The sequence below is a fragment of the Candidatus Streptomyces philanthi genome (assembly GCF_059553635.1).
In genome coordinates this window covers 23,786-50,175 of sequence record NZ_JCANQV010000008.1, presented here as the reverse complement: position 1 = coordinate 50,175, position 26,390 = coordinate 23,786, and the positions used below count along the sequence as shown (strand labels likewise).

The window sequence follows — 26,390 nt, the reverse complement described above, 5'->3', positions numbered from 1 at the left end:
AGAGCCGGCGGGGGTGGCGCGTCCGGGTGGCGGCGGCGCCCGCCAGGGGGGCGGCGAGGACATGCGGCGCCGTCCACACGGTGAGCAGGAACGCGCCCTGCGCCACGCTGCCGGTGCGCTCCAGGGCCAGCAGCGCCATGGCCACCCCCATGCCCTCCTCCGCCGCGCGGGCGCAGAACGCCGTGGCCAGATAGCGCCCGAGTCCCGTGATGCGTGCCGCCATGGCGCTCCTTCCCCCGAGAGGTAACGTCTTGTTCTGGGAAAACGTTACATGGGGTCGCGGGCGGAGCCCTGGGCGGTCTGCGGCAGGATGGGGCCCGGACCAGGCACACAGGAGGCACGGTGGACGCGGCGGCGACGGGCGGGTTCCGGCCCGCCGAGCGGCTGATCGATGTCGCGAACGCGGTCCGCGCGCGACCGGACCTGCCCCGGGACGCGCTGGCGGAGCTGCTGGAGCGGCACGGCGAACACCCCCGCGACCTCACCGGGGACGCGTTCACCGAGAAGGACGCTGCCGCACTGCGGGACGCCGCAGTACGGATCGGCGCCGTACTCGCCGAGACCGACACCGACCGCGCCGCCCACGCGCTCAACGCGCTGCTCGCCGCCCACGCGGCACCCCCGCGCCTCTCCCGCCACGACGGCCACCCCTGGCATCTGCACATCGACCGCGACGACGCGGAATGGGGCGACTGGTTCCTCGCGGCAGGGGCGCTGGCCCTCGCGCAGATCCTCACCGCGTACGGGCGTGTCACCTGGGGCGCCTGCGCCGCGCCCGGCTGCTCGCGCTTCTACCTGGGCACGGGACCGGGCAGTGCCCGCCGCTACTGCTCGTCCGCCTGCGCCACACGCGCCCGCGTCGCCGCGCACCGCCGGCGCAAGCGGGAGGCGTGAGGCGGCCGGACGTGGGAAAAGAGGGAGCCCGCACCACCGGACCGTGCCGGGTGCGGGCTCCTGTGGCGCGTCAGCCGCCCATCAGGGCGGCGAACGCGTCCGGGTCGGCGTCGAAGCCGCGTACCGCCTGCTGGAGGCGCCACTCGCCGGAACCGTCCCGGACGAAGGCGGCGACGGTGGCGGCGGTCGCCCCGGGGACGCCGGAGAAGTCCTCCGTCACCAGGTCGGTGTAGCCCTCCCGGATGCGGATCTCCGTGTTCGGGACGTCACCGAAGACCTTGCGGCCGCCGCTCTGCTGGATGGCGACGCCGATCACGACCCGTGTGTAGCGCTCCGAGAGGCGGTCCAGTTCCAGCGTCATCACCTCGTCCGAACCGAAGCCCTGGCCCGTGCGGCTGTCCCGGTTGAGGACGATGGTGCCGTCGGGGGAGCGGCTGTCGAAGTGCACCAGATAACTGGGATCGGAGGACGGTGTGCCCGCCTCGTAGGTCGCGGCGACGAGGTCGAGGTCGTTGTCCGGCTCGCCGGCCGGGCTCGGGTCCCATTTGAGCGTGACCTGGGCCTTGTCGATCCCCTTGCTGAGACTGCTCACCGGGGCTCCCCTTCCCTCGTGTGCGCCGTGCCGGGCGGCGGGACAACCGGGGAGCCGGGCCGGACCGTTGGGCCTCGGAGGTGCTCAACTCCCCGGGAAAGCACGTCGCTTGCCATGGTGCCACGTCAGGGGCCCGCCGTGCCGGGGTGAACCGTACTTCGGCTGCCCTCCGTTGGAGGGGCTCGGCGGTGCGTCCGGGGCGCCGATCCGGTGCCTCGCGGGCGGTGATTCCGGCCAAGCGGCGCCGTACGATGGCGCGGTGCTGGTCAAGTGGATTCGCCTTACCGTCGTGGACCGTCGAGGGTTCGAGCGGGGGCAGCGGAAATGGGCGGGGCTGCTGGGTGAACCGGGGTTCCAGGGGCAGGGCGGCGGATGGAGCCGGGCGCGGCCGGACGTCGTGCACCTCGTCGCCTTCTGGGAGAGCCGCGCGTTCTACGACTCCTTCATGGCGCGCTCCCACGACCGGCTGGCCGCCTCCCAGGCGGGGACGTTCAAGGACCTCCAGGTGCGCCTCTTCGAGCACGCACTCGATGTGAAGGTGGGCTTCCGGCCGACGTTCGGCGAGGCGGACGTGCTGCGCCTCGCGCACTGCCGGGTACGCGAGGACCGGGTGGACCACTTCACGCTGATGCAGGAGAAGATCTGGAACCCGGCGATGGCGGGCTCGCCGGGCATGGTGCGGGGGATGCTGGGCCGGGCACCGGGGGAGGAGTTCCTCGTGGTGTCGATGTGGCAGTCCGCGGCCGAGCGGGGAAAGTACCGCCCGGAAGGCGTCGAACGCCTCGCCCTGCGCGCCCAGATGGCCGCGGACGTCCAGACCGTCGAGGGGGACGTGGTGCGGATGGAAGAGTCGTGGACGGTGTGACGACCGGCTGAGCGCGGGGCGCCGGGTGTGCTGCCCCGGCGCCCCGCGGCCTCCCGTCCGCCACGCGTCATCGGCGGGCGGTCCGTGCCTCCCCGGCCTCGGGGCGGGGCGCGGTGAACACCCCGGCACGCGCGGCCGCCAGGGCCGCCGCCGCGGCCTGCTCGGCCAGCGCGGTGCCGATCGGCTCCCGGGTGACGAACAGCCGGAGGAACAGCGGCGCGGACACCGCGCGGACCAGCGCGCCGGCGTCGACCGAGGCCCCCGGGGGGACGGGGAGTTCACCGCGGTCCACGGCGCGCCGGACCAGGACCTCGCAGCGCGCGAAGCGTTCCGCGTAGTAGGCGCGCAGGGCGTCGGCGGCCCGCTCCGAGTGGAAGGCGGCGGCGACGATCGCGGAGCCGGAAGCGGCCGCCCGCGGATCCGTGAAGGAGTCGGTGACCTCCCGCGCGAGCGCCCGGAGGTCGCCCTCCAGGGAGCCGGTGTCCGGCGGCTGCCAGGTGTCCTCCCCGGCCAGGTCCAGGGCGTCGGCCAGCAGGCCCTCCACATCGCCCCAGCGGCGGTAGAGCGTCGTCTTGTGCACGCCGGAGTGCTCGGCGACGTACTCGACGGTCAGGCCCGGATAGCCCTGCTCGGTCAGGCCGGCCAGGACGGCGTCGCGGACGGCGGCGCGGGTCCGCGCGGTCCGCCCGCCGGGGCGCCGGGTGCCCGGCGGGGCCTGGCGGGCGGCGGAGCCCGCGCTGTTCCTCGCGCCGTCGGCGCCGGAATCCTGTCCCTCAGCCAATTGCAACTCCTGTTGTGTTAGATCGGGTGGCTGTGCCATCATCATCGTACGCCAGTAATGCGACTGCGGTTGCGTTTGGCGTGCCGTGTGCGCACGCGTACGGCACGAGCCCGAGGAGGAGCGCATGCCCACCCAGATCTCCCTGCGCGACGTCACCAAGACCTACGGTGACCGGCCGCTCCTCGACGGCGTCTCCCTCTCGATACGCCCCGGCGACACCGTCGGCGTCGTCGGCGAGAACGGCGCGGGAAAATCCACACTGCTGCGCCTCATCGCGGGCGAGGAACAGCCGGACGAGGGCACGGTGCTCGTCACCGCCGACGGCGGCATCGGCCGCCTCGCCCAGACCCCAAAGCTCCCCGCCCACCACACCGTCCAGGACGCCGTCGACGCCGCGCTCGCCGACATCAGAACGATGGAACACCGGCTGCGCGCCATGGAACGCCGCCTGGACAGCGCCCCGCCCGAGGACCTGACCGCGTACGGCGACCTGCTCACCCGCTTCGAACTGCGCGGCGGCTACGAGGCCGACGCCCGCGTCGACAAGGCGCTGCACGGCCTTGGACTGGCCGGCACCGGCCGCGACCGGCGGCTCGGCACCCTCTCCGGAGGGGAGCGGGCCCGCCTCGGCCTCGCCTGCCTGATCGCCGCCTCCCCGGAGATCCTGCTGCTCGACGAGCCGACCAACCACCTCGACGCGCCCGCCCTCGACTGGCTGGAGGACGCCCTGCTCGCCCACCGCGGCACCGTCGTCGCCGTCTCCCACGACCGCCTCTTCCTTCAGCGGACCGCCACCTCACTCGTCGAGGTCGACGCCGAACGCCACCGCCTCGTCCGCTACGGGGGCGGCTACGGCACCTTCACCGCGGCCAAGGCCGCCGCCCGCCGCCGCTGGGAGCAGGAGTACGACCGGTGGTGCGAGGAGACCGAACGGCTCACCGCCGCCACCGGGACAACCGCCCGCGCCGTCGCCCGGGGCGGCGCCATGAAGGACCACAACAAAATGGCCTACGACCGCGACCGGGGCCGCGTCCAGGCGTCCGTCTCCAGCCGGGTCCGCAACGCCCGGGAACGCCTGCGCAGACTCCGCGAGGAACCGGTCCCGAAACCACCCGAACCCCTCCGCTTCCGTGCCGCCCCGGGGCCCGGCGACACCGACGGCACCCTCGTCGCCCTGGAAGGGGTCCGGGTCGGCGACCGCCTCACCGTCGACGCGTTCTCCGTCGCGGCGGGCGACCGCCTGCTCGTCCGCGGCGCCAACGGCGCGGGCAAGAGCACCCTCCTGCGGATCATGGCGGGCCTGACCGTCCCCGACCGCGGCACGGTACGGCGCCGCGGACGCATCGGCCACCTCGCCCAGGACACCCCCGCCACCCGCCCCGCCGAACCCCTGCTCACCGCCTTCGCCAGGGGACTGCCCGGCGACCCCGACGAGCCGGCCGCCCTGCTGCTGTCCTTCGGCCTCTTCCGGGACCGCGACCTCGGCGTACCCGTGGGAGCCCTCTCGGCCGGCCAGCGCCGCCGCCTCGCCCTGGCCCGCCTGCTGGCCCGGCCCGCCGACCTCCTGCTGCTCGACGAACCCACCAACCACCTCGCCCCCGACCTCGTCGACGACCTGGAGTCCGCCCTGGCCGGCTGGCCCGGCGCCCTGGTCGTGGTCACCCACGACCGCCTCCTGGACCGCCGCTTCGACGGCACCCGCTACATACTCCGCGACGGCCGGCCCGTCCCCGACGGCACCTGACGGCCGCAGAGGCACACCGGTCCCGCGCCCACCGGCCGGGCCCCAGGGGCCCGGGTGGCCTCCCCGGACACAGGACCTAGGGTGGCCTCATGGCACGCCCACGGCGCATCGTCCTCGTCCGCCACGGAGAGTCGGTGGGCAATGTCGACGACACCGTCTACGAACGCGAGCCCGACCACGCGCTCAGCCTCACCGAGAACGGCTGGCGGCAGGCGCGGCAGGCCGGAGCCTCCCTGCGCGCCATGTTCGCCGACGAACGCGTCTCGGCCTACGTCTCCCCGTACCGCCGCACCCACCAGACCTTCCGCGCCCTCGGCCTGGACCCCCGCCTGCTCCGCGTCCGGGAGGAACCGCGACTGCGCGAACAGGACTGGGGCAACTGGCAGGACCGCGACGACGTCCGCCGCCAGAAGGCGTACCGCGACGCCTACGGCCACTTCTTCTACCGCTTCGCCCAGGGCGAGTCCGGCGCCGACGTCTACGACCGCGTCGGCGCCTTCCTGGAGAGCCTGTGGCGCAGCTTCGAGGCCCCCGACCACCCGCCGAACGTCCTCCTCGTCACCCACGGCCTCACCATGCGGCTGTTCTGCATGCGCTGGTTCCACTGGACGGTGGCCGAATTCGAATGCCTCTCCAACCCCGGCAACGCCGAGTGGCGCACCCTCGTCCTCGGCCCCGACGGCCGCTACACCCTCGACCGCCCCTTCGACCGCTGGTGCGAGCCGGAACCGTACGGCGGCACCGGTTAGAGTGGCAGTCCGATGAACGCAGACCACCGTGACGCCGACCGCCGGGAGCGGGCACTGGCGAGCCTGCGGGGACTGTCCGTGGGAGACGCCCTCGGCGCCCAGTTCTTCGCCCCCGCGCACTACCCGGCCCTCCAGCGCCGTACCCCGCCCCCCGGGCCCTGGCGCTGGACCGACGACACCGAGATGGCCTGCTCCGTCCTGGCCGTCCTCGTCCGCCACGGCCGCGTCGACCAGGACGCCCTCGCCCGTTCCTTCGCCGACCACCACGACACCCGCCGCGACTACGGCCCGGCCGTCGCAGGCGTGCTCCGCGGCATCCGCGAGGGCGGCGACTGGCGCGAAACCGCCGCCCGCCTCTTCAACGGACAGGGCTCCTGGGGCAACGGCGCCGCCATGCGCATCGCCCCCCTCGGCGCCTGGTACGCCGACGACCCCGAGCAGGCCACCCACCAGGCGGAGATCTCCGCCTACGTCACCCACCAGCACCGTGAGGCCGTCGTCGGCGCCATGGCCGTCGCCGCCGCGGCCGCCCTCGCCGCCGCCGACCGCACCCCCGGCCCCGAGCAGTTGCTCGACGGCGTACTGGAACTGATCCCCCGCAGCGCCGTCCAGGCCGGACTGCGCCGCGCCCGGGACATGCTCGACTACGGCGACACCGGCACCGTCGCCGCCGTCCTCGGCTGCGGACGGCGCACCAGCGCCCACGACACCGTGCCCTTCGCCCTGTGGGCCGCCGCCCGCCACCTCGGCGACTACGAGCAGGCGTTCTGGACCACCGCACGGGCCGGTGGCGACGTGGACACCACCTGCGCCATCGTCGGCGGCATCGTCGCCGCCCGCGGCACCGCCCTGCCGCCCGCCTGGCTCGACGCGGCCGAACCCCTCCCGGCCTGGGCCCGCACCCCCACGGACTGACCCGCACCCACCCAAACAGGAAGCACCGACCGGCGACTTCACCCCGGGCCCGGCCCCGTCCGGCAGACCGGGAACCACCCGCACACCCGCCGCCGCGCCCTCCCACGCGCCCCGCGGGCCGCAGGCGACCCCGCGTCCCGGACCGATCCGCGAAGCGTCCGGATCCGATGCGGACGCACGGCCCGAAGAGGCGTACGCTGGCTGGCGCCATGCCGTACGAGCCTCCCACTCACACCGTCGAGCGATCACTGCGCGCGACCACCGGCGCCAGGACCGTCGCAGGTGTCGACGAGGTCGGGCGCGGAGCCTGGGCGGGCCCCGTGAGCGTCTGCGCGGCCGTCACCGGCCTGCGCCGCCCGCCCGCCGGACTCACCGACTCCAAGCTGCTCACCCCCAAGCGCCGCAACGAACTCGCCGAGATCCTCAGCACCTGGGTCACCGCCTACGCCCTCGGTCACGCCTCTCCCGAGGAGATCGACGCCCTGGGCATGACGGCGGCGCTGCGCCTCGCCGCCGTCCGCGCGCTGGAGGCACTGCCGGTCCGCCCGGACGCCGTCATCCTCGACGGCAAGCACGACTACCTGGGCGAACCGTGGCGGGTCCGTACCGTCGTCAAGGGCGACCAGTCCTGCATCGCGGTGGCCGCCGCCTCGGTGATCGCCAAGGTGCGGCGTGATGCGATGATGGCCGAACTGGGCACGGCACACGCCGGTTTCGACTTCGCGGGCAACGCGGGCTATCCCTCACCGGCGCACCGCAGCGCCCTGGAGGAGTTCGGTCCCACCCCGCACCACCGGGTGTCGTGGTCCTACATGGACGCACTTCCCCGGTGGCGGCACCTGAAGAAGGTGCGTGTCACCCCCGAAGCAGCCGCTCTGGAGGCCGGTGGCCAACTCGGCTTCGACTTCTGAGCGGTACGGACATAATCCGGTACCCACCGGCATGTCCCGCACCTACGTTTGATAGACATCCGTTTATGCCTCTCATCCCCGAGGAGCCTCAGATTCACGAGAGTGTCCCGGGTCCCCGCGCAACCCCGGCCGCCGGCCGCACCGCGCCGACCCCCCGTCCTGTCCCTGGTCCCCGCCCCGCACCGTCGCGCGGCCCCCGTCCGGGCAAACCCGGACCCGCCGCCTCACGCGGCCCCGTCCCCGGTCCGCCGGCCCAGCGCACCGGTCCCCGGCGGACCGCCGCCACCGAAGCGCCCTCCGGGGCGCAGCTCCAGCTCATCCCGGCACCGGCCGACGGCGCCGTCGACGCCGCCGACGAGGCCGTCGACCTGCTGCTGGACTCCGGTCGCGCACCCGGCGAGATCCTGGTGCTGACCACCGGCGAAACCCACCCGTGGGCGACCCATGAACTGTCCTTCGGCGAGGCGTCCTACTGGGCGCAGCACGACGCCGCGGACGACGTGTTCTACGCGGACGCCACCGCCGAACGCGCCACCGGGCGGCCCGTCGTGGTCGTCGCCATGAACGGCGGCACCGACGACGCCACCGCGCGGGCCCTGCCCTCCGCGATGGCCCGCGCCGGATCACTGCTGGTCGTCTGCGGCGACCCGCAGCGGATCAACGCCGTCCTCGGCGCCCACGCCTGACGCACAGCGCCCCGCGACAGCCCGCCGGCCACCGCGCCGGACGGGCTCGCTCGCGTACCCGGGCACCCCCGCCGGCGACCCTCCGCACGCCGCGGGTCACACGCGGTGAGGTGGCCGATTGTCAGTGCCGTCCGGTTGCATGGGGGCATGGACAACCTGGAGCTCCGCACCGAAGCCGACACCGTCCTCGCCGAACTCGTCGGCGACCCCGGGGGAACGGCCCGGCTGCGGGAGGACCAGTGGCAGGCCGTGGACGCCCTGGTACGGGAACGCCGCCGCGCCCTGGTCGTCCAGCGCACCGGCTGGGGCAAGTCGGCGGTGTACTTCGTCGCCACCGCCCTGCTGCGCCGCCGCGGCTCCGGCCCCACCGTGATCGTCTCCCCGCTGCTGGCACTGATGCGCAACCAGGTCGAGTCCGCGGCCCGCGCCGGCATCCGGGCACGCACCATCAACTCCGCCAACCCGGAGGAGTGGGACACCATCCACGCCGAGGTCGAACGCGGCGAGACCGACGTCCTCCTCGTCAGCCCCGAACGCCTCAACTCCGTGGACTTCCGCGAACGGATGCTGCCCCGCCTCGCGGCCACCACCGGCCTGCTCGTCGTCGACGAGGCACACTGCATCTCCGACTGGGGCCACGACTTCCGCCCCGACTACCGCCGGCTGCGGGCGATGCTCGCCGGCCTCGCCCCCGGCGTCCCCGTACTGGCGACCACCGCCACCGCCAACGCGCGGGTCACCGCCGACGTCGCCGAGCAACTGGGCACCGGCACCGGCGAGGCCCTGGTGCTGCGCGGCCCGCTGGAGCGGGAGAGCCTGCGACTGGGCGTCGTCCGGCTGCCCGACGCCGCCCACCGGCTGGCCTGGCTCGCCGAGCACCTGGACACCCTGCCGGGCTCCGGGATCATTTACACCCTCACGGTGGCCGCCGCCGAGGAAACCACCGCCCACCTGCGGCAACACGGATTCCCCGTGGCCTCCTACACGGGACGCACGGAGAACGCCGACCGGTTGAAGGCCGAGGAGGACCTCCTCGGCAACAAGGTCAAGGCCCTCGTCGCGACCTCCGCACTCGGCATGGGCTTCGACAAACCCGACCTCGGCTTCGTGCTCCACCTCGGCTCGCCGTCCTCACCGATCGCCTACTACCAGCAGGTCGGCCGCGCGGGCCGCGGCGTCGCCCACGCCGATGTGCTGCTGCTGCCCGGCAAGGAGGACGAAGCCATCTGGCGCTACTTCGCCGACACCGCCTTCCCGCCCGAGACCCAGGTCCGCCAGACCCTCGCGGCCCTCGCCGACGCGGGGCGGCCGCTCTCCGTCCCCGCCCTGGAGGCTGTGGTCGACCTGCGGCGCAGCCGGCTGGAGACCCTGCTCAAGGTCCTCGACGTCGACGGCGCCGTCCGGCGTGTCAAGGGCGGCTGGACGGCCACGGGAGCCGAGTGGGCCTACGACACCGAACGCTACGCCCGGGTGGCGCGGCAGCGGGCCGCCGAACAGCAGGCCATGCGCGACTACGTGAGCACGTCCCGCTGCCGGATGGAGTTCCTGCGCCGGCAGCTGGACGACGAGGGGGCGGCGCCGTGCGGCCGCTGCGACAACTGCGCCGGCGCCTGGGCCGACCCCGCCGTCTCCGCGGAGACCCTGACAGCGGCCACGAAGGAACTCGACCGCCCCGGGGTGGAGATCGAACCGCGCCGCATGTGGCCGACGGGCATGCCCGCCCTCGGCATCGACCTCAAGGGCCGCATCCCCGCCCAGGAACAGTGCTCCACCGGACGCGCCCTGGGCCGGCTCTCCGACATCGGCTGGGGCAACCGCCTGCGCCCGCTGCTCGCCGAGAACGCCCCCGACACACCGGTCCCCGACGACGTCCTGCGGGCCGCGGTGGACGTCCTCGCCGACTGGGCCCGCTCCCCGGGCGGCTGGGCGCCGGGCGTCCCCGACGCCTCGCCCCGGCCCGTGGGAGTCGTCGCCGTCCCCTCCCTCACCCGCCCGCACCTGGTCACCTCCCTCGCCCGGGGCATCGCGGACATCGGCCGCCTCCCGTTCCTCGGCACCCTGGCGCACACCGCGCCGGACGGCGCGCACACCGCACACCGCAGCAACTCCGCCCAACGCCTGCGCGCCCTCGCGGGCGCCTTCACCGTCCCCGAGGACCTGGCCGCCGCCCTGACCCGCGCTCCCGGCCCCGTCCTCCTCGTCGACGACTACACCGACTCCGGCTGGACCCTCGCCGTCGCCGCCCGCCTGCTCCGCCGCGCCGGCGGCGAACGCGTCCTCCCGCTGGTCCTCGCCGCGGCGGGCTGAGCCCCCGCCGCCCACCCCGCGAAAGGCGGGCGAGCTGATCGCGCACCGGGCAGGGCCGACGGACGGAGAAGACGAGTGCTGTCGGACGGCACATGGCGCGAACCGCGGGAGCTGGGGACGCCCCGCACCTTCCGCGAACGCGGTGTGATGCTGCGGCAGGGCTCCAGCGGCACCCGTCTGCTCGCCCTCGCCGACGGCCTCGCACAAGTCGGGTGCCGCGGGGCCGGAGGGGCTGTGACCTGGCTGGCGTTCCGGGGGCCGGGTGGTTTCGGCATCCCGCGCCGTCCGCCGCAATCACCCGTCCGCCACGAGGCCACCTGGCGGGTCACCAACCCGGTGGACGCGGCGAGGGGCCGGGGCACCGAGGAACGGGCCCGGGACCTCGTCGTCGGCCACATCCGCGAGCACGCCGTACTGCCGGGCGCCGCCGACCCGCCGCGGAAACCCCCGCCGCACTTCACGACGACCGAGGCCGCACCGCCCGGCGGGACACGGGTGATCGCCGGGGCGGGCCTCGCGTACTGGTTCCTGGACCCGCAGGCCGCGCTCCGGCCCGCCCCTCTCGGGGAACCGGTCCTTCCGGCAGGCTTCGGCGATGCCTACCGGGAGGCGTACCGCTTCTCCCGTGAGCCCGTCGCGGGCGGCCCCGTCGGCCTCGCGGCCCTGTGGCTGCTGCACCAGCCGGAACAGGCGAGGGACGTACTCGACGGGACGGTGGCCCACCGCGACCTCCTGGCCGACCGCGACACCCGCGGCCCCGCCTGTTCCGCGCCCTGACGGCGACCAGCCGCATCGCCCGCGCCAAGAACCACTGCGTGCACGGCGCGGTCCTCCTGATGCTCCCGGCGGCCACCGCCCTGAGCGCGGCGCTGCTCTCCGGTGCATGAGACATGACAGGGCGGGCACGACGCTCGCCCCGCCACGCCCGTTCAGGAACGGACCACGGCTGATCGGGAACGAGCACTTCCGATGCCGTCCCGGACGCGCTCCGTGTGCCGGGACGGCCCGTCGGCTGAAATACACTGGTGGGGTGACCGAGAACCTGCCGCCGTGCCCCCAGTGCTCCAGCGCGTACACCTACGAGATGGGTGCGCTCCTGGTCTGCCCCGAGTGCGGCCACGAGTGGTCGCGTGCGGCCGCCGAGCCCGCGGCCGCCACCGGCGAAAAGGTGGTCAAGGACTCGGTCGGCAACGTCCTCGCGGACGGCGACTCGGTGACCGTGGTCAAGACCCTCAAGGTCAAGGGCCACCCGACCGGGATCAAGGCCGGCACCAAGGTCCGCAACATCCGCCTCGTCGACGGCACGGACGGCCACGACATCGACTGCAAGATCGACGGCTTCGGCCCCATGCAGCTCAAGTCCAGCGTGGTCAAGAAGGCTTGACATGAGGGCGCACCGGACGGGGTGCGCGACCGCCCGGTAGGAGCGTTCCTCGGCCGGCGCCGCGATGCCACGGGCCTCTTCCCCCGCCCGGCCCGACTGCCCCCGGCCTACGCCCTCCCGTCCATGTGGCCGTTGCGGTAGGCCCAGGCGGCGAGTTCGACCCGGTTGCGGACCCGGAGTTTCAGCTGGGCACCGGCGAGATGCTTCTTGACCGTCCCGAGGGAGATGTACAGCCGCTCGGCGATCTCCGCGTTGGTGAGGCCGTCGGCGGCGGCCCGTACCGTCTCCCACTCCCGGTCGGACAGCGGATGCGCGCCCGTGCCCGACCGCGCCGGACGGCCGCCCCGCGCGGTGAAGTGACGCAGGAGACGGACGGTGACCTGTGGGGACACCATCGCCTCGCCCCGGGCGGCAGCCCGCACCGCCTCTATCAACATGGCCGGGCCGGCGTCCTTGAGCAGGAACCCGACCGCGCCACCGTGCAGGGCCTCGTGCACGTACTCGTCGAGGTCGAACGTCGTCACGACGATGACGCGCAGCGGATCGGCGACGTCCGGGCCGGCCAGGCGGCGGGTCACGTCGAGGCCGGTGATGCCGGGCATCCGGACGTCCAGCAGACAGACGTCGGGACGGTGGTGCTCGGCGAGCCGGAGCGCCTCGATACCGTCCCCGGCCTCGGCGACGACCTCGATGTCCGGTTCGGCGTCGAGGATGTAGCGGAAACCGGTACGGACCATCCGCTGGTCGTCGGCGAGCAGCACGCGAAGGGTCACCGGCCCGCCCCCTCCTCCCCGTTCCCCGGGCACGGCAGGTCGGCGGTGACACGCCAGCCGGTACCGGAACTGTCCGGTCCGGCACGGAAGGCGCCGCCGAGGAGCTTGGCCCGCTCCGCCATGCCGATCAGCCCGTAGCCGTCCCCGGCGCGGGCCGGGGCGCGGCCGTCGTCCCGGACCTCCAGACGGAGCCGGCCACCGCCGTCCCGGACCCGGACGGTGACCCGGGTGGCACCACGGGCATGACGGTCGGCGTTGGTCACGGCCTCCTGGGCGATCCGGACGATCGCGGCGGCGGTCTCGGCCGGCACGTGGTCCAGGCCGGCCTCGACACGTACCGCGACCTCGGGACGGTGACCGTCACCCGGCCGGGCGAGGGCGGCGAGCCGGAGGGCGGGCGAGCCCCCTTCCTGCCCCGGGGCGCCCTCACGCAGCGCGCCGACGAGCCGGCGCATGGCCGCCAGCGCGTCCGCCCCGGCACGCTCGATGTCCGCCAGCGCGCCGCGCACCAACTCGGGGTCGCGGGCCGCGATGTGCTGGAGCGCCTGCGCCTGCACCACGATGCCGGTCACCTCATGGGCGACGACATCGTGCAGATCCCGCGCCAGGGCGTTGCGCTCCTCACGCACCGTCCGCTCGATGAGCCAGGCTCGGCGCTCGGCCCGCCAGCGCAGCAGCAGCCCCGGACCGAGCAGCACCAGCATCAGCAGCACGTTGTCCCCGTCGAACGGCTGCCCGGTGCGCGCGGCGGCGGCCAGCAGCGCGGCGAACGCCACCACCGCCGTACCCGCGATCACCAAGGGCCGGCAGCGGAAGGCCACCAGCGACAACAGCAGGGCGAGGGCGACCGCCTCGGCGAAGCCGGTCGGCCGGTGCTCCACCGGCAGCAACCGATACCCGGCGGAGACGGCGCACGACACCAGCAGCGCCCCGACCGCCGTCACGGCAACCCCCGACGGACGCGGCGGCGCCGGACGCAGCGCCCACAGCGTCAGCGCGGCCATCCCCGCACCGGAGACAAGGAACAGGGCGTCGCCGCCCGCCCCCGGACGCATGCCCCACCAGCGGTCGACATCGGCGAGCAGGGCCGGCAGCAGCGCCCCGGCGGCGAGGACGAGCGGCGCCGGAAACGCGGAACTGACGGTGGTACCCGCACGGGCCCGCGGGGGCGCGACGGCGGCTGATCGGTTGTGCATGCCGCCACCGTACGCGGACCCGGCGGCGCTCCACGGTGGCCGATCGGCTACTTCGGAACGGGCCGGAAAGCCGCCGCGCCACCGGGCTGGCCTGGGCGAACGTGAAGCGAACCCGCCAGCGGCCGAATCCGAGGCCGCCCGCACCCACCGGAGGAGCCCCGTGCCCGAGACCGCCCCGCCACCCGAGGCCCACCCCGGCCGCCGGCGCCGCGCCGTCCGCTGGACGGTCGCCGCAGCCGTCCTCGCCACGCTCGCCGCCTTCGCCACCGGACCGCGTAGCGCGCCCGTCACCTCCCACCGCAGCGGCGACGCCGCGCTGGCCGAGCGGGTCGCACGCCTGCTGCCCGACGGACAGGGCGCGGGCGGCTCGGTGGGCATCTCCGTCGCGGTGGCCGACCACGGCAGGATCACCCGCGCCGCACTGGGAACCACCGACGGGTCCAGCCCCGTCACCCCGGACACCGTCTTCGAGACCGGCTCGGCACAGAAGGTGCTCACCGCGAGCCTGCTCGGCAGCCTCCTGGACGACGGACGCATCGCACTCACCGACACCCTCGGCAAACTCTGGCCCGAGTACACCTTCGCCGACACCGCCGTCGCCGGCATCACCGTCGAACAACTCGCCACACACACCGCGGGACTACCCTCCTTCCCTCCCGACGGCACCGAATTCCCCCTGGCCATGGCTGGCTACATCCTCGGCGGCAACGGCTACTCCGTCCTCGGCGACCCGGTACGCACCCTCAGTCGCCTGACCGGTGCCGGACCCGGGCCCGGCACCGGGTTCTCGTACTCCAACCTCGGCTACGCCGTCCTCGGCGAGACCCTCGCCAAGGCGGACGGACGCGACTACCCCACCGCCCTGCGCGCCCGGGTCCTCGCCCCGCTCGGCATGGACCACACCACCGTCCGCACCACCCCCGGCACCCCGGACCACGCCGCCCCGCCGTTCCATACCGCCGGCACCCCCGTCGTCCCGTGGACCAACCCGCGGTGGGCGGCGGTCGGCACCGGCACCTGGACCACCAGCGCCGACCTCGCCGCCTTCGCCGCCGCCAACGCCGCCCCGCACCCGCCCGCCGCACTCGCCCGGACCCACACCCCGCGCGCCAGCGTCACCGACTACGCCGACCGCGACGGGCACATCGGCCTCGGCTGGCAACTGTGGAACGCGGGCGGCACGAAAATCGGCTGGCACAACGGGCTCACCAACGGCTCACGCGCCTTCGTCGCCCATACCGCCGATCAGCGCGCGGTGGTCGTCCTCACCAACTCCACCCGCACCCCGGCCGAGAAGATCGGCTTCGGGCTCCTCGGGATCAACGCCCCCGAGTTCGACGAGCCGCAGGCCCCGCACCCGGTCCTCCTCGCCACCACCGTCCTGCTCTCCGCCGGCGCGCCCGCACTCGCACTGCTCGGCGTGGTCCGCCCGCGCCGGGCCCGGTTCTCCCGCCCCCTGGACCGCCTCAAGGCCCTCTCCCTGCCCCTGACCGCCGCCACCTGCTGGCTGCTCGCCCTACGGGTCGGCGAATGGGGACACCTTCCCGCCACCCTCTCCGCCCTCGGCGCCGGCCTCCTCGCCGCCACCATCGCCGAATCCGCCCGCCGCTGGCCCACCCTCCCGACAGCCCGCGGCCGACACCCTTGGCTCCGCGCCGCCACCTTCACGCTGCCCGTGCTGCCACTGGCCACGCTGCTCTGCACCGCGGTGGTGATCACGGGGCAACTGCCTTGACCAGGGCGGGCTTGACCGGGTCGGTATCCGTTCGTGAGCGTGGGGCCGCCGCGGTTCGGAAGGGGGCCGGGCGAGACATCTGATGCACTCGGCGGCCTCCACGCGGGCGTTCGCCGACATGACCCGCAACGTGACACCGCGCGCCATACGTACTCCGGGGCGGGCCTGCGGCTCTCCTTCGCCGCCGATGGACGGTTGTGCGGTGTGCTGATCGACGCATGGCGTGGCCTGCGGGTTTTCACCGGCGGCGTCGCACTGGTCGGCAGGGTTCCCTTCGGGCTGGAACGGTGACTCTTCCGGCGGGCTGAGAGCAGGGAGCCCTGGCCCGGTCGGCATCCGCAAGACCACGACGGCTGTCCGGTCCCACGTCCAGGGTGAGGAACGGTCGCCTGATCGACGGGGGAGCCCCTGGCCGTATGTGAGTGCGAGCAGCGGCGGCAGTGGACCCTCACGGGGCGCCGCTCTGTACGTGTGGCAGCGCCGTCGCGGCTGCGGACGGCTCCTTAACCGCGCGCTGTACGACCGCTGCGCGGCGCTGCTCCGCGACCACGCTCCCCATCGCCCACCGTTGTTTTCCGGCAGTCGTGCCTCTGGGCTTCCCGCCGAGCCGATCCAGGGCGATACCGGCTTCGCATGCAGAACTTCGTTGCTCATGCCTCCATGCAACCCGACGCCACTGACATCGCGCGGAGGACCGCCTCAGCCTGTGGATAACCGAGTCACCGAAGTTATCCACAGGGGTCGCGGAACAGCGCTCCCACGCGGGATCTTCGACCCATGAATCACAGCGAACCGCGAAACCGCCCTGACACAACTGCTTCTGACGCCCCGTCGAAAAACTCGGCCCACACCCCTCAGGCCCCGCCTTCCACCTCCTCTCCTCTGCCTCCCGCCACCGCAAAGATCCCGCGCCCGTCCGTTCCCCTTCACCACCGGGTCGTCCGTCCGCGCACCGCCCCCGACACGTTCATTCCCTGCGACCCCACAGACCTCTCGGTGACTCGCCCCACCCCACCGCCGCCCGCGAACACCGCTGCTCCGGGCGGCCCCCCGAAGCCCGCCGACTCCCCAGCGGCGGACCCCGCTGTCCCCGGTCTGCCCGCACAAACGCAGGTCACCCTGCGCGGAGCGGCCGAACTCGCCGACGCGCTCCCGTATCTGATGGGTTTCTACCCGGACGACAGCATCGTCCTGGTCGCGCTGCACGGCCCCCGCGGACGCTTCGGCGCACGTGCCCGGCTCGGCATCCCCGCGGACGCCACCCAATGGCCCCACGTCGCCGACGAACTGGCCGCATGCCTAGTCGCGGCCGCCGCATCGCGCGGCGAGCGGCCCGCCGGCGTGATCATCTTCCTCTGCCAGGATCCCGCACCCGGAGAGAACGGCCGGGACGTGATGGAACGCCTCCGGCCCCTCGCCCAACGACTGCGCACCGCTTGCGGCGCTCTGGACGTGCCCGCCCTCGAAGCCCTGTGCCTCGCCAACGGCCGGTACTGGTCCTACTGCTGCCCCGACTTCCGCTGCTGCCCCACCGACGGCACACCCCTGGCCCTGCCCGGCACCTCCGTCATGGCCGCGGCCGCCGCCTACAGCGGATTGCAGGTACGCGGCTCGCTCAAGGAAATGGAGGCCAGGCTCGCCCCGCGCACCGGGCCCCGCGCCGCGGAGCAGGAGAAGGAACTGGACGACACAGCCGCCGTCCTCCTTCCCCGGATGCTCCACCGCGACCACGCAGCCACGGTCCGCGAAAAGACTCTCCAACAGGCCACGGCCATGATCCGCCGCTTCCGACTGGACACCCCCACGGGCAGCAACCGCGCTCGCGACGCTTGTGACGACGCACTGATCACCGATGTCGAGGCCGCCGAACTGATCATCGGACTCCAGGACCGCGTCACCCGCGACCAGGCGGCGGAATGGATGGAAGGCCCGGACGCCATGGCCGCCCTCCGGCTCTGGCGCGCTCTCGCCCGCCGCTGCGCCGGCAGCTACGTCGAACACGCGACGGCACCCCTGGCCCTCGCCGGATGGGTGTCCTGGTCCACCGAGGACACCCCCTCGGCCCGCGTCGCCCTCTGCCGCGCCCTGGCCCTCGACCCCGAATACCTCTTCGCCCAACTGCTCCACAAGGGCATCAACGACGGACTCGACCCCGAGCCGCTGCGCCGCTGCCTGCGCGGCGAGCGCGAGGAACGGACGCGACCCACCGCGGACCACCCCGCCCCCACCGCGAGTACGTCCGGGAACAAGCGCCGGCGCCCCGGCCGCTCGCGAGGCCCACGCAGCACGACCCGCCCCGCCAACCGCCCGCCCAGCCCCCGGACCACCGGCCGCTCCGGACGGGACGACGACCGGACCAGGCGGTGACCCCACCGCTCCACCGTGGCCGGCGCACCCCCTGCGCCGGCCACCCCCACCACCCGCCCAGCCCGTACCGCACCTGGGCACGGACCCGCCGGAGCCTGCGGCACTCATTCGGTGCTGCACTCTCTTACCGGGCGGTGCGGTGGCCGTGGCGCGGGCGAGGAATCCTGGGGCCCCGTCGAGGGGCGTGTCCATGCCTCGGTCTTTCAGCGTCTACGGACGAACGGCCAAGGGGCAGAAGCCCATGGGGGCGGACCCGAGAGTGGGTGTACGCCGGTCTGCGGCCAGTCGGCACGTTCGGTCCCGCGGTGGTCTGCCGGGCGCTGTCCTGGCCATGGCACAGGCTCCGAAGCCCGAGACCGCATCAGGGGACGTGCCCTTGGCTCGGCTTCTCACCATCGGCAGCCGGATGCTAGGAGGCGACCCACGGCGCCGAGTGAGCCGTCCCGTTCCCGATAAGCCACAAAGCAATGGGAGCCGGCGAGCCCTCAGAAGTTTCTGCGGACCGCGTTGCCCCGACGCCAGGCAGACCCCCGGGAAACCCGGATCGAGACCCTGACGCTGCACCACTCACCCGAGCGGCCCCGACCTTGGCCCTGCAACCCACCAGCCGGACAGGACCAGATCCGCCATCACCGGCGGCGCCACCGCAGACGTACCCCAGAGGGAAGCCTGCGGCCGCACCACCCTGCAACTTTCTGGAGCTCCCGCTTCACACCTGACACAGACATCTTTCGTACCTTCACCGGCGGAGACAGGGCCGCCGACGCCTCGGACGGTCGTCCGGGCTGCCAACTGGTTCACCCGACACCAGATTTCGCTCAAACGGATGATTCCGCGACTCGCAGAGCCCCCGCACACTCGCCTGGCCCCGACCGCGCGCCCCCCGTCACGGAACACCGAGAGACGCTCCGCCCCGCGTCGTGCATCAACTCCTGGCGTGACGCGCTCATCTCCGCACAGCGCCGCACCTGAGGTACGGGAAGGGAAGGGAGCCGGAGGGCAACGGGGCAGTAGGACCCGAGTCCGCTTGAGACCTGTTTATCGTCAGGCGGACGACTATGATCGCGCCATGCCTCCCTACGACCCGTCGGCCTTCCCGCCCTTTGCCGTATCCGTCGACCTGGTCGTGCTCACCGTGCGTCGGCATGCCCTCTGCGCGCTGACGGTGCGCCGTGGCGAGCCGCCCTTCCAGGGACGGTGGGCCCTTCCCGGCGGTTTCGTACGGGCCGACGAGGACCTCGAGGCCGCTGCCGCCCGGGAGCTGGGGGAGGAGACCGGCCTGCACGCCCACGCCCCGGTCGACACGGCACCGGCGTACGGCGCGCACCTCGAACAGCTCGCCACGTACGGTGACCCCGAGCGCGACCCCCGGATGCGGGTCGTCAGCGTCGCCCACCTGGTGCTCGCCCCCGACCTGCCCGCTCCGAAAGCGGGCGGCGACGCGCACAGCGCGCAGTGGGCCCCGGTGGAAACACTCCTCGGCCAGGACGCCGGGCACGGCCGGGAGGACGGACCGTCTACGCCACTCGCCTTCGACCATGCGCGGATCCTCGGCGACGGTGTGGAACGCGCCCGCTCGAAGATCGAATACTCCTCCCTCGCCACGGCCTTCTGCCCGCAGGAGTTCACGGTCGGCGAACTGCGCCGGGTCTACGAAGCCGTATGGGGCGTCGCCCTCGACCCCCGCAATTTCCACCGCAAGGTGACCGGGACACCCGGCTTCCTGGTGCCCACCGGCGGAACGACGACCCGTCAGGGAGGGCGCCCCGCACAACTGTTCCGCGCGGGAGGCGCGACGCTCCTCAACCCGCCGATGCTGCGCCCGGAAGTCTGAGAAGCGAACCCGACTGGCACCGCGGCCGCCCCGCGTCGCACCGACGTGCGGCCCCACACCGTGGCGTCCGGGGCACACAAGGGCGCCACGACATAATAATTGCGGGTAAATAAGACATACGGGGCTACCTTGGTCGGGTGAGTCCTCGCGTACCGCCCACCACCGTCGACCGGTCTCACGTGCCGCGAGGGGCGCGATGATCCAGGCCGTCGGACTGACCAGCGAACCCCGCGGCGAACAGCCCCCCGCCGTCGACGACCTCACCTTCGAAGCACGGCCGGGCCGGATCACCGTCCTGCTCGGTGCCCCCGCCTCCGGAAAGACCACGGCCCTCCGGCTGATGCTGGAACTCGAACGAGGCCGCGGCGTCGCCCTCTTCCGCGGTCGCCCCCTCCACCGCGTCCCGACCCCCGCACGCGAACTCGGCGTGCTCCTCGGCGACGTTCCCGGCCACCCCTCCCGCACCGCCCGCCGGCATCTGCGCATGCTCAGCGCCGCGGCCGGAGTGTCGGCGGACCGTGCCGACGACGTACTCGACCTGGTCGGCCTGAGCGGACTCGCCGACCAGCCTCTGGGTGGCTTCTCCCGCGGTATGGACCGTAGGCTTGGACTCGCCGTAGCCCTGTTGGGTGACCCGCACGCCCTTGTCCTTGACGAACCCGCGGAGGGGCTCGCCCCGCGCGAGACCGCATGGCTGCACGGCCTGCTGCGCGGATACGCCGCACAAGGTGGTTCCGTCCTCGTCGCCTCACGCGACCCCGGAGAAGCCGCACAGATCGCCGACCGCGTGGTCAGCATCGACGCAGGTCGACTTATCGATGATCAGGAGGCCCCGGACTTCGCCCGCACCCGGCTGCGTCCTCGGGTCGTGGTCCGCTCCCCGGACGCCGACCGCCTCGCCACCCTCCTCGTCGACGAGTCACAGGGCGCCCACCACGTCGCGGACCCCACCTCCGGCCGGGCCATCGAAGTCATTCGCGAGGGCGGCAACCGCATCGTCGTCTACGGCAGCAGCTGCGCCGCCGTGGGGGAGACCGCCTACCGGCACCGCGTCCTGGTGCACCAGCTCACCGACGAAACCAGTGACTCCGTTCCGTCCCCGCCACTCCACCGCGCTGACGGCCGCCCCGGACATCACGAGCCCGCCTCCGATACGCCACTGAGCGCGACCGCCGCCTCCACACCCCCCACCCATGGCGCCCTCACGCGCGCCTATGACACCGCGGTGGCGGACACCGGTGCCCCGAACGTCACCCTGACGATGCCGCCTGCCGCGCCCCCCGCCCCGGTACCCCACCAGGGGCCCCCATCACCGACCGCACTACCCCCCGAGCCCTTCGAGCACTTTACGATCCCCCGGCTGCCGGCCCCCGGACCGGCCTGGCCGCTGCGGTACGAACTCCGCCGCACCGCCAGTGACCGCGCCGCACCGGCCGTCGCGATCATCTCCGTCCTCGCCTCGCTCGTCCTCGCCGTTCTTCTCGTCCACCAGGGTGGCACCCCCGCCTCCCAGGCCCTCACGGGCTGGGTGCGCTACCTCCCGCTCCCCCCGGCGGCCCTCGGCGCGGGGCTCGTCGGGGCGCTCGCGTTCGGTCAGGAGTTCCGTCACCCGGCGCTCGCGCCGGAGCGCGGCAGCGTTCCGCGCCGCCTTGGGCTGCTTTTCGCCAAACTCCTGGTCAGTGGCTTCATCGCGCTGGCCGTCGGCATCACGGTGCTCGCCGTTGATGGTGCGGCGGTCCGCCTGCTCTACGGCCCCGAGGCCGTCACCGGCATCCCTGACGATCTTGCTCCCGTCGTCGGCTGGGGCGCCCTGCTCGTCGGCTGCGCCTGGGTCGGCGTCCTGGCCGCCGGCGTCTTCCGGTCCACTGTGATGGGACTGGTGACCGTCCTCGCCGTACCGGTGATGGCCGTACCGGTCGTGGAACGTGTGGCGACGGAGCCGGCGGCCCACTCACCGGCGCGGCTGCCGACCCCGCTGCGGACGTCAGAACTGGTCCAGTGGCCTTCCGGAATCGATCAGATGATGACCATCATGGTGCGGCTGGTGACCCAACCTGTCGGTATTGCTCTGACGCTGTCCCTGACCGTTCTGGTCTGCGCGTACGTCCTCATGTTGGTCCGCAGCAGGGTGCGCTGACGGCGTTCCGTACGGCCTTTACTGCCCACTTCGTGCGTCCGCGGTCGGCAACTCGCCCTTGAACGCACATTTCTTTCCGATAAAGCGTCAATTGTGGAGTGATGGGCGATCACCCTTTCGTGTGCTTTTCACCAAAGACCTCAAGGGCGTTCCAAGTGCCGCCGACAAAGGATGCGTGAGTACCCTTGCGCACACCATGATGACCGCGGCTCGCCCCGCCGACACCGGCCACCCCGGCTCGGGCGAGCTCGACCGCTACCCCTACGGCCACGCCGCCAACGCCGCCCCTGCCACCGGCGCGGAGCGCGCCGAGCGTCCCGCGCCGGTCTGGGACGGCTCCGAAGCAGACCTGGCCCGGGCGGGCCGCCGTGCGGCCGGCAGCCGCGGCCGTGGCCTGCACGGCCAACTCGTCCAGCAGCTGGGTCAGATGATCGTCTCCGGCGACCTCGGGGCCGACCGCCCCCTCGTCCCCGAGGAGATCGGCCAGCGCTTCGAGGTGTCCCGCACCGTCGTCCGCGAATCACTGCGCGTACTGGAGGCCAAGGGCCTCGTCAGCGCGCGCCCCAACGTGGGCACCCGGGTACGCCCGGTCAGCGACTGGAACCTCCTCGACCCCGACATCATCGAATGGCGCGCCTACGGCCCGCAGCGCGACGACCAGCGCCGCGAGCTGTGCGAGCTGCGCTGGACCATCGAACCGCTCGCCGCGCGCCTCGCCGCCGGCACCCCCCGCGAGGACAACATCCAGCAGCGCCTCACCGACATGGTCGAGGTCATGGGCCACTCCGCCGCCCAGGGCGACACCCTGACCTTCGCCCGCGCCGACGCCGAGTTCCACGCCCTCCTGCTGGGCCTCGCCGGCAACCGGATGCTGGAGCATCTCGCCGGAATCGTCTCCTCCGCCCTGCACGTCTCCGGCGGCCCCTCGGGCGGCTGTGAGCGTCCCGTCGAGACCTCCGTCAGCCAGCACATGCGGATCGTCGACGCCGTCGCCGCCGGTGACGCCACCGCGGCCGAGGGCGCGATGCGCCAGCTCCTCGCCGCCCACGGCGAGGCCGGCGGCCAGGTGCCCGGCGCGCCCGTGGACCACGTCGTGCCCGCCCCCCGCGAGCACTGACGGGCGTACCCACGCAGGTACGGACCGTAGGCACCGGACGGCCCGCGCGCCCCGGTGGCCGGGGGTGCGCGCCCTGTGGGCCGCGTGTTCGCCGGATCCGGGGGCGCCGTCCGGATCCGGCGAGAAGGGGCGGGAAGGGGTTGCATACCGTACGACAGGGAATGTGTCGATATGGAGTGTGACTCGGGCCACGTCGATCGGGCGTAACGCTCTTCGGGAAAGCGCGATGACTTAAGAGGTGATAGCCGAGGAGGGAATACGGACGGCGTGCGTGACGCTGTTCAACTCCCCGGTTGCCCTGCGCCGTCGGTCCATCCCCACCGGCGGTCGTCGGCTCCGATCCACACTGGACGGGGTCGGAAGCCGTTTCCATCGTTCCGAGAGGTTGTTCGTGTCGGCCAGCACATCCCGTACGCTCCCGCCGGAGATCGCCGAGTCCGAGTCTGTGATGGCGCTCATCGAGCGGGGAAAGGCTGATGGGCAGATCGCCGGCGATGACGTGCGTCGGGCCTTCGAGGCTGACCAGATTCCGCCAACCCAGTGGAAGAACGTTCTGCGCAGCCTCAACCAGATCCTCGACGAGGAGGGTGTGACGCTGATGGTCAGTGCCGCAGAGGCGCCCAAGCGCACCCGCAAGAGCGTCGCAGCGAAGAGTCCGGCAAAGCGCACCGCCACCAAGACCGTCGCGGCCAAGGCCACCACGGTGAAGAAGACCACCGCCACCGCTTCCGCCTCCGCGGCGGACGGCGCCTCCGGTGAGGCGGGAACCGCGCCTGCCAAGAAGGCCGTGGCGAAGAAGACCACGGCCAAGAAGACGGCCGCCAAGAAGGCCACGGCCAGGAAGGCGACCGCCAAGAAGGCGGCGGCCAAGAAGGATGTCGACGAGCTCCTCGACGACGACACCATCGAGGAGACCACAGCGCCCGTCAAGGGCGACGCCCCCGAGGCCGCCGAAGGAACCGAGGCCGCCGGCTTCGTCCTGTCCGACGAGGACGAGGACGACGCCCCGGCGCAGCAGGTCGCCGCGGCCGGCGCCACCGCCGACCCGGTCAAGGACTACCTCAAGCAGATCGGCAAGGTCCCCCTCCTGAACGCTGAGCAGGAGGTCGAGCTCGCCAAGCGCATCGAGGCCGGCCTGTTCGCCGAGGACAAGCTCGCGAACTCCGACAAGATCGCGCCGAAGCTCAAGCGCGAACTGGAGATCATCGCCGAGGACGGCCGCCGCGCCAAGAACCACCTCCTGGAGGCCAACCTCCGACTCGTCGTCTCCCTGGCCAAGCGGTACACCGGCCGCGGCATGCTCTTCCTGGACCTGATCCAGGAGGGCAACCTCGGTCTGATCCGCGCGGTCGAGAAGTTCGACTACACCAAGGGCTACAAGTTCTCGACCTACGCGACGTGGTGGATCCGCCAGGCCATCACCCGCGCCATGGCCGACCAGGCCCGTACGATCCGTATCCCCGTCCACATGGTCGAGGTCATCAACAAGCTCGCGCGCGTCCAGCGCCAGATGCTCCAGGACCTGGGCCGCGAGCCCACCCCGGAGGAGCTGGCCAAGGAACTCGACATGACCCCCGAGAAGGTCATCGAGGTCCAGAAGTACGGCCGCGAGCCGATTTCGCTCCACACTCCGCTGGGCGAGGACGGCGACAGCGAGTTCGGTGACCTCATCGAGGACTCCGAGGCGGTCGTCCCCGCCGACGCCGTCAGCTTCACCCTGCTGCAGGAGCAGCTGCACTCGGTGCTGGACACCCTCTCCGAGCGCGAGGCCGGCGTCGTCTCCATGCGCTTCGGCCTCACCGACGGCCAGCCCAAGACGCTGGACGAGATCGGCAAGGTCTACGGCGTCACGCGTGAGCGGATCCGCCAGATCGAGTCCAAGACCATGTCGAAGCTGCGTCACCCGTCGCGCTCCCAGGTGCTGCGCGACTACCTCGACTAGCCGCTCCGTCACGGACACCTCGCGGGCCCGTTCCTCCCTGTGGAGGGCCGGGCCCGCCGCCGTCCGGGTGCGAGGCGCGCCCGTTTGGGTCACGCTGGGTACGCGATCACTGTCCCAGCGTCAGGAGTCTCCATGCGCCCCTCCCTCTGTGCCATACCGGGAGCCCTCGCCCTGGTCCTTGCCCTGCCGTCACAGGCCGTCGCCGACGGCTCGGTGATCGGCGGCCGGCCCGAGCACATCGCACAGCACCCATGGGTGGTGGCCCTGGCGTCCCGCGGTCATTTCGGGAGCGCTCGCTCCGGGCAGTTCTGCGGCGGGGTCCTGGTCGGCCGTGCCACGGTCGTCACCGCGGCGCACTGCCTGAGCGAGGAGGTTCTCGGGGTGCCGCTGCGGCAGGTGGGCGACCTGAGGATCGTCGTCGGCCGCGAGGATCTCTCCCGAAGCGGCGGCCGGGAGGTCAAACCAGCGAGCGTCTGGGTGAACCCTCGCTACAACAGCTGGACCAACGAGGGGGACATGGCCGTCCTCACCCTCCGGGAACCGGTCGAGAACCAGGCCATACCGATAGCGGGCCGCCACTCCACCGCCTACCGGCCCGGCGCGCGGGCCACCGTCTACGGATGGGGGGACACCGTGGGCGACGGACGCTACGCCGCGCGTCTGCGCTCGGCCTCCGTGAACGTGCTGCCGGACTCCGCGTGCGCCCGCGCCTACCCGGGGGGCCGCGACGGTACGTACAAGTCCGCGTCCATGCTGTGTGCGGGGGAGCCGGACGGGGGGCGCGACGCCTGCCAGGGGGACAGCGGCGGTCCGCTGGTGGTGAGGGGGCGCCTGGTGGGACTGGTGTCGTGGGGATCGGGCTGCGGGCAGCCCGGGCACCCCGGGGTCTACACGCGGGCCTCCACGCTCGTTCCGGCCGTCGCCGAACACGGCGTCGGCTGAGTCGCCCGTGGGAGCACCACCGCAGGCCACGACCTGGGTGCACGTACGAGTGCGGGCGGTCCTCCCCGGGGTGCCGGGGTAACCGCCCGTCGCGCGGCCCTGGGCCGCTACTCGCTCGTCGTGGACGCGATGTGCGTCAGCGCTCGTCGTCCGACGCGGACGCCGGGGTGGTGGTGAGCCGCTCCGTCTCGTCCTGTATTTCCGCGGCGATCTTCTTGAGTTCCGGCTCGAACTTGCGACCGTGGTGGGCACAGAAGAGCAGTTCACCGCCGGACATCAGGACGACGCGCAGGTATGCCTGGGCGCCGCAGCGGTCGCAGCGGTCGGCGGCCGTCAGCGGGCTCGCGGGGGTCAGAACAGTAGTCACGTCGCCTCTTCTCTAGCTCGACGAGCTGTCGTACCAGGGTCAACATCCAACCAGGCCGAAAACGTTCCCGCTCGTGCCTTTTTCCCCGAAAAAGTTCTCCGAGGCGGGCCGGGTGCTGCCGGTGGCGGCGAATGAGCCGTAGTGCGGTGGTG

22 protein-coding genes and 1 pseudogene are annotated in these 26,390 nt (G+C 73.1%); 17 read left to right on the top strand and 6 right to left on the bottom strand.

Annotation, left to right across the window (positions count from 1 at the left end; translation table 11 throughout):
* A pseudogene (locus tag AC51EU_RS02560) lies at positions 1 to 223 on the bottom strand (hypothetical protein); the annotation flags it as partial.
* A gap of 119 nt (positions 224 to 342) precedes the next feature.
* Here AC51EU_RS02560 and AC51EU_RS02555 point away from each other — a divergent pair.
* The gene (locus AC51EU_RS02555; RefSeq protein ID WP_496264945.1) at positions 343 to 894 is read left to right on the top strand and encodes a CGNR zinc finger domain-containing protein; all 552 of its coding nucleotides are present in this window, start codon (positions 343 to 345) and stop codon (positions 892 to 894) included.
* 70 nt (positions 895 to 964) lie between these two features.
* On the opposite strand, the gene AC51EU_RS02550 is transcribed toward AC51EU_RS02555, so the two are convergent.
* Positions 965 to 1,486: a TerD family protein gene (locus AC51EU_RS02550; protein ID WP_496264944.1), complete on the bottom strand. Its 522-nt coding sequence runs from the start codon at positions 1,484 to 1,486 to the stop codon at positions 965 to 967.
* Between the two features lie 259 nt (positions 1,487 to 1,745).
* On the opposite strand from AC51EU_RS02550, the gene AC51EU_RS02545 reads away from it, so the two are divergent.
* On the top strand, positions 1,746 to 2,351 hold the full coding sequence (locus AC51EU_RS02545; protein ID WP_496264943.1) for a YdbC family protein: 606 nt from the start codon (positions 1,746 to 1,748) through the stop codon (positions 2,349 to 2,351).
* A 67-nt stretch (positions 2,352 to 2,418) separates the two neighbouring features.
* Here AC51EU_RS02545 and AC51EU_RS02540 read toward each other — a convergent pair whose 3' ends face one another.
* Positions 2,419 to 3,171 (bottom strand): TetR/AcrR family transcriptional regulator, encoded by a 753-nt coding sequence (locus AC51EU_RS02540; protein WP_496264947.1) that lies wholly within the window; start codon positions 3,169 to 3,171, stop codon positions 2,419 to 2,421.
* Positions 3,172 to 3,256: 85 nt separating this feature from the next.
* Between AC51EU_RS02540 and AC51EU_RS02535 the strand changes: the two genes are divergently transcribed.
* The 8 genes from AC51EU_RS02535 to AC51EU_RS02500 all read left to right on the top strand — a co-directional run bounded on the left by AC51EU_RS02535 (position 3,257) and on the right by AC51EU_RS02500 (position 11,828).
* Positions 3,257 to 4,876: an ABC-F family ATP-binding cassette domain-containing protein gene (locus AC51EU_RS02535; RefSeq protein WP_496264942.1), complete on the top strand. Its 1,620-nt coding sequence runs from the start codon at positions 3,257 to 3,259 to the stop codon at positions 4,874 to 4,876.
* A gap of 89 nt (positions 4,877 to 4,965) precedes the next feature.
* The gene (locus tag AC51EU_RS02530; protein ID WP_496264941.1) at positions 4,966 to 5,625 is read left to right on the top strand and encodes a histidine phosphatase family protein; all 660 of its coding nucleotides are present in this window, start codon (positions 4,966 to 4,968) and stop codon (positions 5,623 to 5,625) included.
* A gap of 12 nt (positions 5,626 to 5,637) precedes the next feature.
* The gene (locus tag AC51EU_RS02525; RefSeq protein WP_496264940.1) at positions 5,638 to 6,540 is read left to right on the top strand and encodes an ADP-ribosylglycohydrolase family protein; all 903 of its coding nucleotides are present in this window, start codon (positions 5,638 to 5,640) and stop codon (positions 6,538 to 6,540) included.
* Between the two features lie 209 nt (positions 6,541 to 6,749).
* Positions 6,750 to 7,451, top strand: a complete 702-nt coding sequence (rnhB, locus tag AC51EU_RS02520) for a ribonuclease HII (protein WP_496264939.1) — start codon at positions 6,750 to 6,752, stop codon at positions 7,449 to 7,451.
* 65 nt (positions 7,452 to 7,516) lie between these two features.
* The gene (locus AC51EU_RS02515) at positions 7,517 to 8,137 is read left to right on the top strand and encodes a hypothetical protein (protein ID WP_496264938.1); all 621 of its coding nucleotides are present in this window, start codon (positions 7,517 to 7,519) and stop codon (positions 8,135 to 8,137) included.
* A 147-nt stretch (positions 8,138 to 8,284) separates the two neighbouring features.
* Complete coding sequence (locus AC51EU_RS02510; protein ID WP_496264937.1) at positions 8,285 to 10,444, top strand: RecQ family ATP-dependent DNA helicase; 2,160 nt, start codon at positions 8,285 to 8,287, stop codon at positions 10,442 to 10,444.
* A gap of 75 nt (positions 10,445 to 10,519) precedes the next feature.
* Positions 10,520 to 11,221: a hypothetical protein gene (locus tag AC51EU_RS02505; RefSeq protein WP_496264936.1), complete on the top strand. Its 702-nt coding sequence runs from the start codon at positions 10,520 to 10,522 to the stop codon at positions 11,219 to 11,221.
* Positions 11,222 to 11,474: 253 nt separating this feature from the next.
* Positions 11,475 to 11,828: a zinc ribbon domain-containing protein YjdM gene (locus AC51EU_RS02500; RefSeq protein WP_496264935.1), complete on the top strand. Its 354-nt coding sequence runs from the start codon at positions 11,475 to 11,477 to the stop codon at positions 11,826 to 11,828.
* A 107-nt stretch (positions 11,829 to 11,935) separates the two neighbouring features.
* Here AC51EU_RS02500 and AC51EU_RS02495 read toward each other — a convergent pair whose 3' ends face one another.
* Entirely contained in the window at positions 11,936 to 12,601 is a 666-nt protein-coding gene (locus AC51EU_RS02495) for a response regulator (protein ID WP_496264934.1), read from the bottom strand.
* A complete protein-coding gene (locus tag AC51EU_RS02490; RefSeq protein ID WP_496264933.1) occupies positions 12,598 to 13,797 on the bottom strand; it encodes a sensor histidine kinase in 1,200 nt (399 codons plus the stop codon). The genes AC51EU_RS02495 and AC51EU_RS02490 overlap by 4 nt, the downstream gene beginning before the upstream one ends.
* 160 nt (positions 13,798 to 13,957) lie before the next feature.
* On the opposite strand from AC51EU_RS02490, the gene AC51EU_RS02485 reads away from it, so the two are divergent.
* From AC51EU_RS02485 to AC51EU_RS02455, 7 genes are all read left to right on the top strand, one after another.
* Complete coding sequence (locus AC51EU_RS02485) at positions 13,958 to 15,532, top strand: serine hydrolase domain-containing protein (protein WP_496264932.1); 1,575 nt, start codon at positions 13,958 to 13,960, stop codon at positions 15,530 to 15,532.
* 996 nt (positions 15,533 to 16,528) lie between these two features.
* Positions 16,529 to 17,899 (top strand): DUF4192 domain-containing protein, encoded by a 1,371-nt coding sequence (locus tag AC51EU_RS02480; RefSeq protein ID WP_496264931.1) that lies wholly within the window; start codon positions 16,529 to 16,531, stop codon positions 17,897 to 17,899.
* Positions 17,900 to 18,968: 1,069 nt separating this feature from the next.
* The gene (locus tag AC51EU_RS02475) at positions 18,969 to 19,733 is read left to right on the top strand and encodes an NUDIX hydrolase (protein WP_496264930.1); all 765 of its coding nucleotides are present in this window, start codon (positions 18,969 to 18,971) and stop codon (positions 19,731 to 19,733) included.
* 196 nt (positions 19,734 to 19,929) lie between these two features.
* Positions 19,930 to 21,870 carry an ATP-binding cassette domain-containing protein gene (locus AC51EU_RS02470; RefSeq protein WP_496264929.1) on the top strand — a complete coding sequence of 647 codons (1,941 nt, stop codon included), beginning with the start codon at positions 19,930 to 19,932 and terminating at the stop codon, positions 21,868 to 21,870.
* A gap of 121 nt (positions 21,871 to 21,991) precedes the next feature.
* Positions 21,992 to 22,987: a FadR/GntR family transcriptional regulator gene (locus tag AC51EU_RS02465; protein WP_496264928.1), complete on the top strand. Its 996-nt coding sequence runs from the start codon at positions 21,992 to 21,994 to the stop codon at positions 22,985 to 22,987.
* Between the two features lie 391 nt (positions 22,988 to 23,378).
* On the top strand, positions 23,379 to 24,929 hold the full coding sequence (locus AC51EU_RS02460; RefSeq protein WP_496264927.1) for an RNA polymerase sigma factor: 1,551 nt from the start codon (positions 23,379 to 23,381) through the stop codon (positions 24,927 to 24,929).
* 132 nt (positions 24,930 to 25,061) lie between these two features.
* The gene (locus AC51EU_RS02455) at positions 25,062 to 25,871 is read left to right on the top strand and encodes a S1 family peptidase (protein ID WP_496264925.1); all 810 of its coding nucleotides are present in this window, start codon (positions 25,062 to 25,064) and stop codon (positions 25,869 to 25,871) included.
* A gap of 136 nt (positions 25,872 to 26,007) precedes the next feature.
* Here AC51EU_RS02455 and AC51EU_RS02450 read toward each other — a convergent pair whose 3' ends face one another.
* On the bottom strand, positions 26,008 to 26,238 hold the full coding sequence (locus AC51EU_RS02450) for a DUF7455 domain-containing protein (RefSeq protein WP_496264924.1): 231 nt from the start codon (positions 26,236 to 26,238) through the stop codon (positions 26,008 to 26,010).
* Between the last annotated feature and the right edge of the window lie 152 nt (positions 26,239 to 26,390).